The following is a 15,222-nucleotide window of genomic DNA, read 5'->3' as shown; positions in this document are numbered from 1 at the left end:
TAAAGAAGAGTAGGTGTTCAACTAGCAAACACCTACCTTATTATTTTTTCTAATTATTTACTTTAAGCTTAGTAGATTTCGATATTGATTCTGCAGTCGTGCCCATCATTTTCTTGACATCATTTCCTGCCAGCACGCCATCGATCATATCTTTAAGCGGTTTCGTTGCGTCTAACATAATCGGACCATATTCCATATCTTTAATGGTTGTCGTTTGTTTCGCAAAGAAAGGATATAATTCCATTCCAAAATACTCATCTTTTGTATTAAATGCTTCACTTTTATAGAAAGGCGTATAGGAAGGGAAAAGTCCGTATTTTAGCATAATCTTTTGACCTTCCTCTGTCGTTAACACATATTCAATAAATTTAAATGCTGCATCCACATTTTTAGACTGTTTTGACACTGCTAATATGGATCCGCCTAAATTTGCTTGTGTATTTCCACCCTCTTCAAAAGCCGGAATCGGAACGATGCCCCATTTGCCAGCTTGTTTTTCAACAGAATGGCGTAACGTACCTGCATACCATACAGGTAAAATAACACTGGCAGCTTTATCGTTCGTTAGTGCTGGAATTCGTCCATTACCATCTTGAACATTAATGGCAATGCCCTCATCCTTCATTTTCTTTTGCAGTAAAAGTGCTTTTTCTGATTCCGGTGAATTTACATTAATTTTTCCATCTTTCACATAAGAACCACCCAATTGGTTTAAGAAGATTTCATAAAGATTAAAATCATTTGTATAGAGGGTCATCGCTGTATCAGGGAATGTTTCTTTTAATTTCTTACCTGCTTCAATATAATCGTCCCATGTTTTAATCGATTCAACATCAATGCCTGCTTCTTCAAATAAATCGATTCGGTAATATAATGCAGTTGGGCCTACATCCCATGGCATTGCATAAACTTTATTATCTTTTGTTACGCTTTTCCAAGAAGACTCAATAAAATCATCTTTATATTTTTCCGTTTTGTCTGTTAGATCCGCAAATTGATCAGGAAACTTCTGAAGAAATGCTGGAAAATCCCTTGCTTGTGTTTGAATAATATCCGGAGCTCCTGTTCCTGCTGCTAAAGCTGGGGTAACTTTGGAATATCCAGTATCCGTATGTAGTACTTCCACTTTTATATCTGGATACTTTTTGTTAAATCCTTCAATTTGTTCTGTTAAAGCATCCGCAGCAGCATTCCAGGATGCCACCGTAATGGTAGCTTTTCCATCAGTAGAACTAGCCTTTTCATCTTTTCCACTGCCACAGGCTGTCAAGAAGACTGTTAGAACCAATAGTAATGACAATAATACTGAAAATCTTTTCATTTTTTTCGCTCCCCTTTTCTAAATTTGTGGTCACGTGACCACTTTGCAGAAAAAATGGTCACGTGACCACAATGCTCAAAAAATAACATGGCCACGTAACCACATTATTTAATAAAAAAATCTCGCATCGATTTATTCAACTAGATATTTTTTCTGCTATGTTCTAAAAATAAATCACTTTGTAACCGTTGTCAATCAAAATTATTTAATTATTAGACTTTTTACTGACTCTCTTTCCTTCAAAATAACTTCAGCTTCAATACTTTTCTTCATCGTACTTTCGTTATGTATTTGATCCATTAACTGCCGTACTAGCATTCTGCCAATTTCTTTTTTGGGAATATTCATCGTAGTCAATGTTGGTGTCACGATTTTGGCTAACTCAATATTATCCACACCAATGACGGAAATATCCTCAGGAACCTTCTTCCCACTTTCAATAATCGCCCTTATGGCTCCAGCTGCTAACAAATCGTTAGACGCAGCTACAGCAGTAAAATCTTGCCCTTTATCCAATAACATCTTGATCGCTTCATACCCCGTCGTCAATTTATCTTCATACATTTCAACGAATATTTGAAAATAATCCTTAATCGGTAAGTGATTTTCCTTCATAGCCATTTCATAGCCCTTGTATCTTGGATTACTGTTTCTTTCTTTTTCATAATAATGGCCTAAAAAGAGAATTTCCTTATGTCCATTTGTTATCAAATAATCTACCGATTGTCTCATTACTCTCTTTAAGTCCACATATACATGAGGAATTTCTGCTTTACGTGGAATGTTTATTTTATCAATTCGATCCCAATAGATAGACAGTGGCATGTTTTGAATATTTTCAAGAAAATCTTTAATTATGATTAATTCATGTGATGCAAGCAAAATCACCCCATCATAAGGACCTTCTACAACTTGCTTTAAATAATTTCGTTTTTTCTTCGTAATATTATACAAAGATAATGAATATCCGCACTCAATTGCCATTTCCTCTATCCCCATAAACATCTCTGAAAAAAAAGGGTTACTAATAGAGGGGGAGATACAAGCAATTTGTTTATAGGATTTCGCCCGTAAATTTTGTGCTGCCCGGTTCGGTATGTAGTTCAATTCGGCAATAGCTGCTTCTATTTTTTTTCTTGCCTCCAGGGCAACATACCCGTTATTATTAATGACACGCGATACTGTTGATGGTGAAACTCCTGCCTTTAGCGCAACATCTTTTCTTGTAACCATACACATTCCCCTTTTTTTATTTAACCGATTACATTTAATATTGTACCTTGTATTGTTACCTTTATCTACTATCTAGTAATCTCTTCCCTCACTTCCTATTTCCACTTCACTTTTTGTATAATATTTAATTTATATTGTCACATCATCCTCGGTAACAGGACTGTAACGGTCCTTAATAAAATTATAAGGTGATGTAGATTTCACCTCATTAGTAGTTTGGGTCAGTCCCCCCGTGCGTTAAAGCGATCGGGACTAACCCCTTTTTCTATCCTTTTGGGCTGATATAAATTTACAAGCGGAGACTTATTAGGTATGTTTTTTTATTAAATAAAAACACCTTCATTGTTATACAGATGCTACAATATCAATCCATTCTAGTGCTGAGATAGCCTTTGTTTTCTACCAAAACTAAATTACACATTTTCTAAAGAAAACCAAAAAAAATTACTGGTATATTGAAATGAATTATAACAAAACTTTACCGTTTATAGAAATTCACCTAGTTTGTTAATAAACTACGTTCTCGTAAATAGGTAAAAACCTCAAAAGGGGCACTTAAAAAGTGCCCCTTTGAGGTTTAGTTCAGTAAGCTCTATGCCTATTGCTTCCTACTTGTTTTTCATAGAAGCTCCCTATGATTACAATGATGATTTGAATCACCAAAATGATTTCGAAAACCATGATGAAATATGGATATGCCATCATATTGATAAAAAATCCGCTTTGGATCACTACGATTACGAAGAAACTCAATAAGGAAGCTAAGGCAATTTGGACTTTGTAAAACCTGCTATGACCCTTTTTCACTGCATAGTAGAAAAGGAATATAAATAGTATACAGATACATGCTGCAATAATACTCTGCCATAGCAAATGTGAAGGTGAGTAAATCCCCTCCGCATATTGCATCCTTCTCGTATAAATATGGCGGTAGACACCTGCTTTAGTACCAGTCAGATAATTGACCACAAAAACAGCAATTATTAAACCAATCTGAATGAAAAGTAAAATAATGTGTAAGATCCATTTTAGGAATTTATTACTCATAACTATCTATTCCTTTATTCTTCTCCTGTTTCAACAGGATTACTTGGATTGTTACTCCATCCAATCCATCCATCACTATAAAGAGAAGAGTTGTTTAGTCCATAAACTTGTGCATACGTTAAGACTTCAGCTGCACGCCAGCCACTTCCACACATGAAGGAAAGATCTTTCTCTAAATCAATTCCTTCTTCTTTCCATAGAGCTACGATTTCATCAAAATTACGCATTGTATTATCAATGTTACGGAAATTTTCAAGTGAGTTCGCATCTGTCAATCCTGCGTATCCATATACAGATCCCGGAATGCGACCTTTTTTATCATGATAAGAATATCCGGAAGTTTCTCCGATACGTTCTTCCCAAGTACGATTATCTACTAATGTATTCTTTTCAGGATTTGCTAGAACTTCCGTTTTTACTTCTTCGATTGTGTCGATTAAATCCGGATTCCCAGGTATTGAAGCACCAAAATCAGTAACCGGTTTCGGCTTATGACTAGTTGTCTCAACTTCATAGCCAGCTGCAGTCCAAGCTCCCAACCCACCATTTAAAACCCGTACATCTTCTATACCTACATAACGAAGAGCTACAGCTACACGATAGGCAGCCATTTGACTTTCTGAAGTGACAATGACAGAGTCATCTTTCGTAAACCCATAGTTTAAGACAACTTTTTCTAACTCCTTATCACTTGCTAACATCCATGCTGGTGGTGGCTCGATGTCGTCAGTATTGATATGGAAGCTCCCTGGTACGTGACCATTAGCATACCCGTCTTTCTCTTCTCCCCAGCTCGCTTCCACAATTTTCACTTTTTTTCCTTCTTCAAATGTTTCAGGTGTTTTACCATCTATAATATCATTTACAACACTTGCGGGTACAATCATATGATAGTTTTCAAAGTTCTCCATAGGAAGGCTTTCATCTTTAGCCCACTCTTTTACATCATACGTAAAGACATTTTCATAGCCTTTTCCTTTTAAATATTCAGCTACTTTTTTGGTATCCGTTCCGTTTGCATCATACAAAACAATATTTTTATCAGAACTGATCCCTTTTGTTTCAAGCGCTGTGTCTAACGTTTTTTCTTTATTATCAGCTTCTACTTTTAGCCAATTGGCAGAAAAATCAACTGCTCCAGCAATATGTCCGCCTCTTTCTACTCCATCCAGCTTCCAACCGTTAAAAGCATCATTAATACGAGTGTCAACAACCACCCATGAATCATCATTTAGTTTTTCTTGTAATTCTTCCGTTGTAATAGCTGTTTTTGCTTCATCACTTTTTTTATTTGTAGGCTGATCTTTTTTATCTGAATTACAGGCCGTTACACTTAAGATAGCTAAAAGCAGCAACATGATGAGTAAAACCGGATTTCTTTTTCCTCTAAACATTCTGAACTCTCCCTTTTAATTTCAAACTTCGATGCCTACTTATCATATCAGGAATCATTCTCATCCAAAGAGATTTCACCTTTTTGTCACATTGATATTTTGACTAGTTTTATTGAAATTCTATCGAAAAAACCAATAAAACAATTTTTAACGATAGAGGCAATCCGGCAAGTGGTCGGGGTCGAAATAGGTCTTAAACGTTATTAATACAAGGTTTTCTATGAGTGATGTGTAAAATTAGTTAGTAGTGTAAATCTTTGAAGCAGATGAAATGTAACTCACCTGCTTTTTTTAGCCATTAGATTAATACAGATTAAAGGTGAAAATTTTAGTGATTACTTCTTTAAAATAAAATCATTAGAAAATCTAATTCTGATTATGAATTTAAAAGCAAATGCTACGGATTTCTGATGAGAAACGGTTTTGAATCTAATACGATAAACATCGCTATTGATTTCTACTTAGAAAAATAAAAAGAAGCCAGATTTATTCTGACTTCTTTTTATTTTTTTTGAGTTCATATATAAAAGTAATTAAAATTAATAAGAAAGCTGTCCCTGCTAAGAAAGGAATAGTGATGAATCCAAACCAATCAATGTAATCTGTTGTACATGAAACACCACCAAATTCGCAAGAACCTATTTCAGCAAAAGAGGGTAAGTGTTGTTTTAAATAATGGAATGTAGATATACACAATCCAATAATAGGCAATGGGAGTATATAAGGGATAACCTTTGTATCATTTTTATAGACTGATACCCCTAAAATAATCGACATCGGATACATTAAAATACGTTGATACCAACACAATATACACGGTACCCAACCAAGAACTTCGCTAAAATACAAACTTCCTAATGTTGCTACAACAGAAACAATCCACGCGAATCTAATACTGTTTATCATTATTATTTTGCCTCTAATTTAGCTAATTCAGCTTCAATACTAGGTTTTAACAATTCATAACTCGTATTTTGTAATTGTTGTCCATTAACAAAAAGAGCTGGTGTTCCTTGTACGTTCAATTTTTTTGCGATTTCAAAATCGTATTTAACTTCTTCAAAATCCTTAAATTCTTTTAATTCTTTATTGAATTTTTCGTAATCAATGCCAGTTACATTCTCTTTTACGAACTTAGTTAAAAATTCATATGTTCCCCAAATTTGTGCTTCTGGTGGTTGATTTGCATATAATTCAGTGTAATATTGCCAGAAAGCATCTTTGTTTTGCTGATAAATCAATTCCCCTGCTAACGCAGCAAGTCTTGAATCAGCAGCTATAAACGGAAAGTTAATGAAATAGAATTTCACTTTACCTGTTTCAATATACTCACTATACAAAGTGGGATAAACAATTTGTTTCCACTGTGCACAGGCAGGACATTTAAAGTCTCCAAACTCTACTACTGATACAGGAGCATTTTCATCCCCTATAAACGGTTGATTTGCATAATCAAAATCCGTTACTTCTTTTTTTAATTCTACACTTTCATACAAAGGAAATTGTTTTTCCAGGTTTGCATTTTGTTGTTTGCCTAAAAAATATAGTGCAGCTAATAATCCAACTATTATGACTATAATAATAATTATAAAATTAGCGCTACTTTTTTTCTCCTTCATTTAAAAGCACCTCCAGATTATGTTTTCTCTTTTATGCCTATTTTATGTTGAAGCAAATATTGAATAAGTAGTGAGTAAATATATTAAATATGGTTTATGTGAAAAATGAGTGAACTTATTAGATGGAACCCAGCCATCTTTTTGATGAAGGCTGGGTTAATTATAGAAATTAAAATAAGAATTACTAGTTACTCAACTTTCGCACCGTTGCGTTTCTATAAGGGATTTCGCATGCTTACCCTTGGTTGGACAGATGGTGCCACATTTATCCCTATTGAATTTTCTTTACTTAGTTCAAAGAAAAGCCAGATTTGTCTGCTATCTCTTTAGCACGGGAATCAAATACCAACTTTCTTAGTTTGAGCCCTGACCCGCGACCTCGATCCCGTCGGCCACCCTCAGCTCGGCTCCAACGATGCCATCCACGACGTTTTCGACCATGCTGAGGTCCTTCCCGGCATCGATCCTGATGCCGTTGGCGGCCTGTCGAATGACGTTGTACTCGATCCTAATGCCTGAGGGGATTCCTGTACCCCGTCCGTCATTACCGCGGTCTTCACTGAGCCGGATAGCCCAGAACCCGTCAATCCCTCCAGTGATGTGATTACCATGCAACTCAGTGCCAGGTGCATTACGGACCTCGATGCCGGCCTCCGAATCCTCCCCAGCTGTGATCCTATTGTCCTCGATGAGGCTGTCAGGAGTTCCAAGGATGACGAGGATTCCCTGACGATTTCCAATCAGGTCGTTGGAGTGCACCCAGTTTCCAGGCCCCGAGGCGTCGTGCTTGTTCTTGGCCCCGCCGGAGTTGCCCAGCGCGATACCAGCCCGCTGACCGTCAATGACCGTGTTATCCCGAACCTCGTTCAGGTATTCACCCTCGCCGTGCACGTCGATGGCGTCAAGATGGCTGCCGACGATGTTGTTCTCCGCCACGAGATTATTGTGCGTGGGGAATTGCAGCAAAATGGCATGACGTAAATGCCTGCCATCGAAGGTATTACCGATGACGACATTGTGACGGGAATCATTCGCAGCGTCCGGGTCGTGCTGGTCCACTGAGCCCTCTATAGCGATGCCGTAGCCCTGTCCGCCGGGACCGACGGCAGTTGCCTCACTGACATAGTTTCCAGAGAGGGTCACTTCACGGCTGGCCTTGACGGAGATGCCGTGGCGCTCGAACCTGCGGATACCCAAGTTCTCCACTAGGACCCGGGAGCTAGCCTTTCCTTCGCGGGCTCCAATGTGGATCCCGAACATCGGGCCGCCACCCAGGTCACCGCCGTCAGGATCGTCACCGAGTGGACCCTCATGACGGGAGGTGATGGTGAAGTCAGCGACGATGACGTCGTGGACGCCGGATCCGCGGATCACCCGGCTATCGTCCTCGCCGTCGAAGGAGGTCACCAGCACGGTGCTCTCCTGGTCTTCTCCGCGCAGGTCCACGCCGCTGCGCAACACGATGTTCGCCGAATCGTCGGCCGGGTCAGTGGAGCGCAGGTCATACGTGCCTGCCGGCAGCACGACCTCATCACCCGGTTCGGCCGCGTCCATGGCCGCTCGGATGGCTGCTGCGTCATCGTGTGAGTCCGGATCCGGATCTGCCCCGAAGTGCGTGACGTCTAGGGTCCTTCCCGTGGCCGGACCCGGCATCTGCACCTCGATCGGCGCGCCGGACCGGTCCACCAAGCCAGGGACATGCCAGTCGCCGTGCTCGGACGGGGCGGGTCCCACGACGTCATCGCTCACGACCGGCCCGTCGGATCCCTCGACGGTGCATGCAGTCAAGAGAAACACCAAGCCGATGACCACCCACCACGAATGCGCCGGACCTCGCCAGCTGTTCCGAACTGATTCCTTCATCATACTTCTCCTCTCCTTCCATGACTCCTTTCGTCCCTCTCGTCGCCCATAGAGGCGTCGAGAAAAACAGTGAGCCCGCGGGCTCGGCGAATCACGCCGAGGCCCGTGGGCTCACTACTTTCAGGATGCCTGAAGACCCCTACCAGGTCGCCTATGTCATCCCATGGCAAGGGGCCTCCTAACGGGAGTTCCCCTTGCCCTTACAGTCGTCCTAGTTGAGTTTGTCTTCGGCTTTTTTAACTGCTTCACGTTTCTGTTCTTCAGCCTTTTTAGTTGACTGATTTTTCATTACTGAAAATTGGTGAAGAGTTTGGTAAACCAGTTAGAAAAATTCCACCAGTTTTCACGTTTCTGTTCTTCAGCCTTTTTAGCTGCTTCATGTTTCTGTTCTTCAGCTTTTTTAGCTTCTTCACGTTTCTGTTCTTTAGCTTTTTTAGCTTCTTCATGTTTCTGTTCTTTAGCTTTTTTAGCTTCTTCACGTTTCTGTTCTTTAGCTATTTTAGCTTCTTCACGTTTCTGTTCTTTAGCTTTTTTAGCTTCTTCACGTTTCTGTTCTTTAGCTATTTTAGCTTCTTCACGTTTCTGTTCTTCAGCTTTTTTAGCTTCTTCACGTTTCTGTTCTTCAGCTTTTTTAGCTTCTTCACGTTTCTGTTCTTCAGCTTTTTCAGCTGTAGGTTTCTTGAAGTTTACTGTGATGCTCTTTTCCAGCGGAGTGTCTGCCGATGAACCACCAACATGCACGCGGTATTTCCCGTCAGCAGTAGCCCACTCTCCGTCAGCCCAGTTCGCTAGATTGTCCGGTTCTGCCGGAATGAAATAAGAGAACGGGTGGTTAGAGTCAGCCTGATCAATACGCATAGTCACCTGTTGGCTATCACCTGGCTCAAGGTCAACCTTCTCGAAGTTAACAAGACGCTTGAACGGCTCCCCAGCCTCGTCCGGTAGAGTCAAGTAGACTTGTGCCGCTTCAGCGCCGGCAACGTCGCCGGTGTTCGTGACGGTGAAGGACACGTCAATACTGGACACCCCTTGACCCCCATTCTCAGGGCCTGAACCGCGGCCCACCTTCACATTGAGGTCGTCATACTTAAAGGTCGTGTACGACAAGCCGTACCCGAATGGGAAGAGCGGCTTCACGTCGTTGGCTTCATACCAGCGGTTGCCCATCTCTAAGCCCTCAGTGTACTGGGTGATTAGCTGGTCGGAACCATCACCGTACGCGCCCGGACCACCTGCATTACCAGTATCTTTACGGGTTCCTGGGAACTGCGCCTCAGTCGCGAATGCAGCTTCACGCTCAGTGGCACCGAACGTCATTGGCAGCTTACCGGAAGGATTGACTTTACCGTAAAGCAGGTTAGCAACGGCATTGCCATCCTCCATACCCGGGTTCCACGCCTCGAGGACGGCAGGTACCTTATCCAGCCACGGCATAAGTACCGTACCGGAGGTCTTCAGGATCACAGCGGTTTTCTCCGCGTTGGCCTCTAGAACTGCATCGATCAGCGGTTCCTGCTCCACCAAGTCCACTCCTTTGGCGGTCGGGTCGAGGTCGATCGCCGGGAAGCCAAGAGTCTCGCGGTCCCTGCTCTCAGCTGGGTTGTCGCCGACCATAAGCAGCACGACATCGGACTCAGCGGCAAGCATAGCGGCAGCCTTTGGGTCACGGCCATCGTTGTACGTCACTTTGGTGTCGTAGCCCAGCTCCTTGATGACGTTCTCCAGACCCTCCTGCGGTGTGACCGTGTAAGGGGTCACGACGTTCGTGTTATTGGCTTTGAGCGAGTGCTCCGGCAGCTTCGCCATGCCAGCGAACCACTCGACGCCGATCAGCGCGATCGACTTCGGCTCTCCGTTCAGTGGCAGGAAGCCGTTATCGTTCTTCAACAGTACAGACCCTTCCTCGGCCATCTTACGTGCGCTAGCGCCGTTGGCCATCGGATCGACGATCTCTGGCAGGAACTTGTCGTAAGGATGATCCATTTGGCCGATCTCGATCATCTTGATATACCGTGGACGAAGCAGATTATCGATGTCGTCCTCGGTCACCAGACCTGAGTCGAGGGCCTCCTGAATCTTCTCTAGGGTGTAGTTTTGCGGTGCCCAATCTAGCTCGACATTCATGCCCGCCTTGATGGCACCGACTGTGTCGTGAACCGCGCGACGGTCACTCATTACCCAACCGTCGAAGCCCCAGTTGTCCCTTAGTGCTTCTTGGAGCAATTCAGGGCTCTCACAGGCAAAGGTGCTGTTAACCATCGGGTACGAGCACATCACGGAGGCCGGGTCAGCATCCTTGACGGTCATCTCGAATGGCAGCATGTACAGCTCGTTCATGGCCTTTGAGGGAATCTCGCCACCCATCGTATTACGCTCGGTCTCCTGCTCGTTGCCTGCCAGGTGCTTAAGTTGGGCCTGGACACCCTGTTCCTGGATGCCTTTAACCTGCTCGGTCGCCATGGCACCCGTCAGATACGGGTCCTCGCTGAAGTACTCAAAGGCCCGGCCACCGTACGGGTGACGGATGAGGTTCATGCTCGGCCCAAGCAGCACGTGATGCGCGAAGGCCCGGGCCTCCTCGCCGAGGATCCGGCCGGCCTCATAGTTCAGATCACGGTCGAAGCTCGCGGCCAAGCCCGGGGTGGACGGTAGGCCCGTCGCCTCTGGGTTATTGCCACACGATCCGCCCATCACGCCCGTACCACTGTTGGTCATGCGGATTGTGGGGATGCCCAGCTCCTCGATCCCACGGATCTGACGGCCAGTGTCCTGAAACTCACACCCGGGCAGAGTACCCTGGGGCGCGAATTCACCGTTCCGGTACTCGGTTGCTTTATAAGGATTATTGATGACGACCGTCTTACCGGTGTCGTTCTCATTAAAGCGCGAGGTGGCGATTTGCTGGATCTTCTGTTCCATCTTCATCTCATCGAGAAGCAGCTCGGTGCGCTCCTCAGCAGAGAGCTGAGTGTTCATCCAGGGTCTGTTCCCTTCCGTTCCATCGCTCATCGCATTAACAGGAATTCCTAACGTAGACATAGAGATTGCTGCTGTCAACAAAACTGAACTAATTCGTTTCTTCATCTTCATCTTAACCTCTCCCTTTCTATCTATGTTGCCTATGTATTAAACTAATTCGTTTTAATCCTCCCTTCTATATTTTTTTGAGTTTAATAGACGCCAAAAATAATATTGCAATATATTTTTTTGCCCTAAAAATAATATAGCAAAATAATTATTACGACAGTGTAAATTATTAGAATATTAGGCATATTGTATTAGTAAGTATGCGTTTTCTCTATAAATTGGTTAATTATGCTTACCTTTTGATTTGATAAATTAATTTATTTAGGGAATAATTACACAGGTTGTTTGTAGGATATATATATTAATTAGACTACTATTTATAGTAGAGAAGAAAAATTGTAAATGGTAGTTTACATTTTATTAACATTGTAAAAAAAGTAAGTAATGGGAGGATTAAGAAAATAGCAAAAATTTATTCAAAGAGTTTATTGGGAGGCATTTTTAATATTTTAGTAATTTGGTTCACGTTCGTTCTAAGAAATAGGATTTTTGTTATTATCGAGTTGACTACGTTTGATGCGTTATCAATTTTACAAAGGATATTAAAATGTTTGTTCAATAAGTATGAAATGGCTTTAACATCTATTTGATCCTCCACAAAAAAGTTTCAACTAACGGCTTTGTTCAATAAGAATTAGTACTAGAATATTAATTTTTAGCTATAGAGATCTTCCGCAATCGGGCACGATTGTGGAAGATCATATGTAGAAAATATTCAAGATCTACGTTGAGAAAGAAGTGCCGGCTGCTAAAATAACCGATGAAGAAATTCAAAAAGCGTATGATCAATATGCGGAACAAGGAAAGAGTACTGGGCAAGAAGTGCCAAAGCTTGATGAAGTAAAACCGCAAATCGAGCAATCTCTTCAACAGCAAAAACAGCAGCAAAAACTCGCTCAGCAGGTTGAAGAGTTAAAGAAAAATGCGAAGATTGATATTAAGATTTAGGATGTTACACACAAAAATAAACAACTCAAGGGGCGGTTGACAAAAGCCCCTTCAAACGAAAAAGAAGATGAATTCTATACAAAATGTAGTGTTCATCTTCTTTTTTATTCACTATATTCTGTGTCTGTATATGAGGCTTTATTAAGGGGTGCTATATAGTAGTATATCTTTAATGATAAAGCACCCCTAACACTAGCACGTTTGTTTTTAATTCCTTAAAACTATCTGTGCCACCTACACTCCACATGTGCGGAGTGTAGGTGGCAACACAAGGGTGCTGGTGGGTTCAGTTATTTAGGCTCGGTCCCTATTTTAGTGGAATCGAGCCTATTTTTCTTATACATATTCAACTTTAGCTTCCTCAACTGAAACCCTCTATAGTTGAAGAAGGTAAAAAGACGCTTATTCCACAATCGCGCCCGATTGCTGAAGAACGAATATAAACCTTGGTACCAAATAGCCTTTTGTAGGGTCAATCGTTTTATTCAAAAAATGAGAGATGCAGCCTGTTGAATTACTCCCTTATTTTTAAAAAATAATGGCAAGAAAAAAGGGTCCAGAGCTATATAGCTCTGGGCCCTTGTTAAGATAAGAATATATTTTTCTCTACTTTTTGATCTCAATGCACAGACACCTAAAACGATGAAATTATCCAATACTGCGATCGAAGATTTAATTTTAGAAGGATATGGCGGGTCAACGGACCTATCCCCACGTCCCAAATCTAAGTCTAATCGCTCATTTTCCATTGATTTACTTTTTTTTACTATTCTTTAATAATATAATGCAAAAGTAATAAGATGTAGATGTGTTATTTAATAAGATAATGAAATCGTAATTCAGAGGAGAGATGGTTTGATCATGATAGTTTTGAAGAAACGTTTTCTTGCACAAGTAATGGTTTTATTGATGATAGTATCATTAGTATCTCCAACATCAACAGGCTTTGCACAAGAGGATCGTACACCACCGACATTAAATAGTTTTGCAGTTTCAGATAACGAGGCCACGGTTGATGACCTAGTTAAGATATCGGCAGATGTGACAGATGATTTATCAGGAACTAAATCTGTAAGTGTGTTTTATGATAATCCGAAAGGCACGGGTGGTAAACTTGTTAACCTCTATTATAACTCTGCAACTGGAAAATATGAAGGGATTTTCAACGTCGGTCAGTATGATACTGAAGGTAAATGGAAAATAGGTAGCATCGGAGTATGGGATAATCAAAGAAATGACTATGAATATATAAACCAAACATACCCCTTCAGTGATTATAATTCTGAAAGCCGCGATTTAAGCGAATATGATATCAATGTATATGGAACCAATTCAGACGTTACACCGCCAACAGTAAATAGTTTTACAGTTTCAGCTAGAGAGGCTTCCGTTGGTAATCATGTTAAGATGTCGGCAGATATAACAGACGATTTATCAGGGGTTAAATATGTAAATGTGAGCTATCGTTTTCCGAACGGGGGTACTAGATCTATGGGCCTCTACTATAACTCTAAAACCGGAAAATATGAAGGGACTTTCCCCGTCAATAAGAATGATGCTGAAGGTGAATATAAACTACAAAACATCTATGTATGGGATAATCAAAATAATTCCATTGCTTATTATAACGAAAAATTAACTTATATATACCGCGATTTAGAATATGTATCCACTTATGAGGACCGCGATTTAAGCGATTATTCTATTAAAATAGTCCCATCCGATCAAATTAGCCCTGTAACAAAAATGGAACTAAAATCTTCTTTACCAAAGGCTAATGAATGGTACTCAAGTGATGTCAAAGTTTCATTAAATGCTACTGATGATAAATCGGGAGTTGCTAAAACATTATATAAAATAAATGATGGTGATTGGAGCCAGTATACCAATGCGTTCGAATTACAAAACGAAGGCGTAAACACAGTTGAGTATAAGAGCATTGATAACGCAGGTAATGTTGAAGAAACTAAATCCATTGAGGTAAAAATCGATAAAACAGCACCAACATTAACCGTTTCTTTAGATCAATCAGTTATCACAAATAAAAACCACAAGTTGGTTCCGATAAATGCTTCAGTCAAAGCAGTCGACAATTTATCTGGAGTTGATTCATATGAATTGGTATCGATTGTAAGTAATCAACCGGATCTCGCAAAAGGTTCTGGAAATACAACTCAAGATATACAAGGCGCTGAATTCGGGACATCCGATCTAAACTTCTTAGTACGTGCTGAAAGAAGTGGCAGTGGAGACCGTGTTTATACTATTACTTATAGAGCAACCGATAGTGCCGGAAACACAGTTACTGCTTCTCAGGAAATTGTGGTAAAACACGATAATTCTAAGAAGTAAAAGCTTAAAAAGCAGCTATACCCAATGGTATGGCTGCTTTTTCATTTTCGATTAAAACAGAGAACCGATATCGCTTTTCTAACAAGAATAGAAAGAATTAGCTCCTGTTAGAAGAGGTTAGCAATCATTAATTACTAGTTACCATTAATTTTTTCAAATATGTGGAAGATATTCTTACGAACCTCGTTACTTCATTAGAGGTAGTGAGTATACCTTAATAAATACAAAAGTGCCTGTTTAGGCTTCCATACCCGATTAAAACGCAGCAGAATCCCCTATTTGGGGTCTGCTGCTTCTTTTAAAACTATCTGCGAGACGCACTCAACGTGTGTCGTGTGTATGTGGCAGCTCATGGGGT

General features: G+C 41.1%; 10 protein-coding genes. 2 read left to right on the top strand and 8 right to left on the bottom strand.

The features are described 5' to 3' along the window. Window positions 1-49: 49 nt before the first annotated feature. From BLR86_RS17030 to BLR86_RS16985, 8 genes are all read right to left on the bottom strand, one after another. Window positions 50-1,321 (bottom strand): ABC transporter substrate-binding protein, encoded by a 1,272-nt coding sequence (locus BLR86_RS17030; RefSeq protein ID WP_090763978.1) that lies wholly within the window; start codon window positions 1,319-1,321, stop codon window positions 50-52. A gap of 201 nt (window positions 1,322-1,522) precedes the next feature. After that, window positions 1,523-2,554, bottom strand: a complete 1,032-nt coding sequence (locus tag BLR86_RS17025; RefSeq protein WP_175492935.1) for a LacI family DNA-binding transcriptional regulator — start codon at window positions 2,552-2,554, stop codon at window positions 1,523-1,525. Between the two features lie 582 nt (window positions 2,555-3,136). Further along, window positions 3,137-3,601 (bottom strand): hypothetical protein, encoded by a 465-nt coding sequence (locus BLR86_RS17020; protein ID WP_090763972.1) that lies wholly within the window; start codon window positions 3,599-3,601, stop codon window positions 3,137-3,139. Window positions 3,602-3,615: 14 nt separating this feature from the next. Then, on the bottom strand, window positions 3,616-4,995 hold the full coding sequence (locus BLR86_RS17015; RefSeq protein WP_090763969.1) for a rhodanese-like domain-containing protein: 1,380 nt from the start codon (window positions 4,993-4,995) through the stop codon (window positions 3,616-3,618). 486 nt (window positions 4,996-5,481) lie between these two features. Beyond that, complete coding sequence (locus BLR86_RS17010) at window positions 5,482-5,901, bottom strand: disulfide oxidoreductase (RefSeq protein ID WP_090763966.1); 420 nt, start codon at window positions 5,899-5,901, stop codon at window positions 5,482-5,484. 2 nt (window positions 5,902-5,903) lie between these two features. Continuing rightward, window positions 5,904-6,614: a DsbA family protein gene (locus tag BLR86_RS17005; protein WP_090763964.1), complete on the bottom strand. Its 711-nt coding sequence runs from the start codon at window positions 6,612-6,614 to the stop codon at window positions 5,904-5,906. A gap of 354 nt (window positions 6,615-6,968) precedes the next feature. Next, window positions 6,969-8,480 (bottom strand): right-handed parallel beta-helix repeat-containing protein, encoded by a 1,512-nt coding sequence (locus tag BLR86_RS16995; RefSeq protein ID WP_090763959.1) that lies wholly within the window; start codon window positions 8,478-8,480, stop codon window positions 6,969-6,971. A gap of 285 nt (window positions 8,481-8,765) precedes the next feature. Beyond that, window positions 8,766-11,567: a beta-glucosidase family protein gene (locus BLR86_RS16985; RefSeq protein ID WP_217642394.1), complete on the bottom strand. Its 2,802-nt coding sequence runs from the start codon at window positions 11,565-11,567 to the stop codon at window positions 8,766-8,768. 735 nt (window positions 11,568-12,302) lie between these two features. On the opposite strand from BLR86_RS16985, the gene BLR86_RS16980 reads away from it, so the two are divergent. Both BLR86_RS16980 and BLR86_RS16970 read left to right on the top strand, forming a co-directional pair. Beyond that, on the top strand, window positions 12,303-12,512 hold the full coding sequence (locus BLR86_RS16980; RefSeq protein WP_254782357.1) for a hypothetical protein: 210 nt from the start codon (window positions 12,303-12,305) through the stop codon (window positions 12,510-12,512). A gap of 855 nt (window positions 12,513-13,367) precedes the next feature. Continuing rightward, on the top strand, window positions 13,368-14,864 hold the full coding sequence (locus tag BLR86_RS16970; protein WP_090763952.1) for an OmpL47-type beta-barrel domain-containing protein: 1,497 nt from the start codon (window positions 13,368-13,370) through the stop codon (window positions 14,862-14,864). Window positions 14,865-15,222 lie beyond the last annotated feature (358 nt).

The organism is Bacillus sp. OK048 (genome assembly GCF_900103525.1).
In the GTDB taxonomy this organism is placed as follows: domain Bacteria; phylum Bacillota; class Bacilli; order Bacillales; family Cytobacillaceae; genus Neobacillus.
Note: the sequence above shows the minus strand (reverse complement) of the source record. Positions and strands in the feature narration are given on the sequence as shown.

What these genes read in the sequence shown, in the direction of transcription:
- BLR86_RS17030 (WP_090763978.1), bottom strand. Translation starts at nt 1,321, where the DNA reads ATGAAAAGATTTTCAGTATTATTGTCATTACTATTGGTTCTAACAGTC.
- BLR86_RS17025 (WP_175492935.1), bottom strand. Translation starts at nt 2,554, where the DNA reads ATGGTTACAAGAAAAGATGTTGCGCTAAAGGCAGGAGTTTCACCATCA.
- BLR86_RS17020 (WP_090763972.1), bottom strand. Translation starts at nt 3,601, where the DNA reads ATGAGTAATAAATTCCTAAAATGGATCTTACACATTATTTTACTTTTC.
- BLR86_RS17015 (WP_090763969.1), bottom strand. Translation starts at nt 4,995, where the DNA reads ATGTTTAGAGGAAAAAGAAATCCGGTTTTACTCATCATGTTGCTGCTT.
- BLR86_RS17010 (WP_090763966.1), bottom strand. Translation starts at nt 5,901, where the DNA reads ATGATAAACAGTATTAGATTCGCGTGGATTGTTTCTGTTGTAGCAACA.
- BLR86_RS17005 (WP_090763964.1), bottom strand. Translation starts at nt 6,614, where the DNA reads ATGAAGGAGAAAAAAAGTAGCGCTAATTTTATAATTATTATTATAGTC.
- BLR86_RS16995 (WP_090763959.1), bottom strand. Translation starts at nt 8,480, where the DNA reads ATGATGAAGGAATCAGTTCGGAACAGCTGGCGAGGTCCGGCGCATTCG.
- BLR86_RS16985 (WP_217642394.1), bottom strand. Translation starts at nt 11,567, where the DNA reads ATGAAGATGAAGAAACGAATTAGTTCAGTTTTGTTGACAGCAGCAATC.